Annotated in this window: 1 protein-coding gene; it reads right to left on the reverse strand. The window is 37.1% G+C overall.

Features of this window, described 5'->3' with window-relative positions:
- The coding region (locus L1D50_RS23065) for a hypothetical protein (RefSeq protein ID WP_239966942.1) at nt 1-868 on the reverse strand (868 nt) is incomplete at its 3' end.
- Nucleotides 869-1,023 lie beyond the last annotated feature (155 nt).

A 1,023-nucleotide genomic window follows, 5' to 3' on the forward strand; every position in this document is an offset into this window, starting at 1 on the left:
TCCCTTTAGTATCTTGAGCTAAAACCGTCCCCCATACATGTTTTCCATAATAAGCATTAACGAAGTCACTCTTTCCATCTTCCGGCTGTATTCCATGGCTACTATCAAAAATTAGCTCGCCGTTAGACATCAAAATATATTTATCTGATAGGTATATATTTCCACTGATTGGAGTCGGCTTGATAAAGTCAAATGAAGTCGTTTCACTAACAATGTTATCAATACTAGTCACCTTTGCTTTTATAGTGATTGGCTTATCAAAGTTATTTAAGTCTGGTGTAAACGACGCTCCAGTTGCAACTAACTGCTCGCCTATAAACCATTGCATTGATATTGTTTCTGACAGGCAATTATCACAGGTAAAATCCGCTAGGGTTGTCGTGTTTGGAGTATGCTTCCCTATAAGTTCTAGCGATTCGACTTTGGTTTTGCGTGAAATAATCTCAGCCTGATAGGAAATTTCATCACTCATCACCTGATCAATACTTGGTACTTGAACCGTGATCACAACCGTCTTATCCAAATGCTCAAAATCAGGAGTTAATGAACTAGATTGACTCACAACAACATTATCAACTTCCCAGCGATAAATGGCTTTATCTTTCAAACAATCAACACACTCAATTATTGCGCTGGTACTTTGGCCCCTTATCAGTTCAGAGTTTAAGCTGATTTTTTCTATTTTAGTTTTACGTGAAATAACCTCAGCCTGAAAGGAGACTTCATCACTCATCACCTGATCAATACTTGGTACTTGAACCGTGATCACAACCATCTTATCCAAATGCTCAAAATCAGGAGTAAATGAACTAGATTGACTCACTAAAACATTATCAATTTCCCAGCGATAAATGGCTTTATCTTTCAAACAATCAACACACTCTATTATTGCGCTGGTACTTTGGCCTCTGACCAGTTTAGAGTTTAAGCTAATTTTTTCTATTTTAGTTGTAAGTTTAGGTTCATCCGAAGACGAGCTACCTCCACAAGCTACTAAAAGGAATGTGGTGATTAATATAATAT

The sequence above is a fragment of the Pseudoalteromonas sp. Isolate6 genome, assembly GCF_022398435.1.
GTDB lineage: Bacteria > Pseudomonadota > Gammaproteobacteria > Enterobacterales > Alteromonadaceae > Pseudoalteromonas > Pseudoalteromonas galatheae.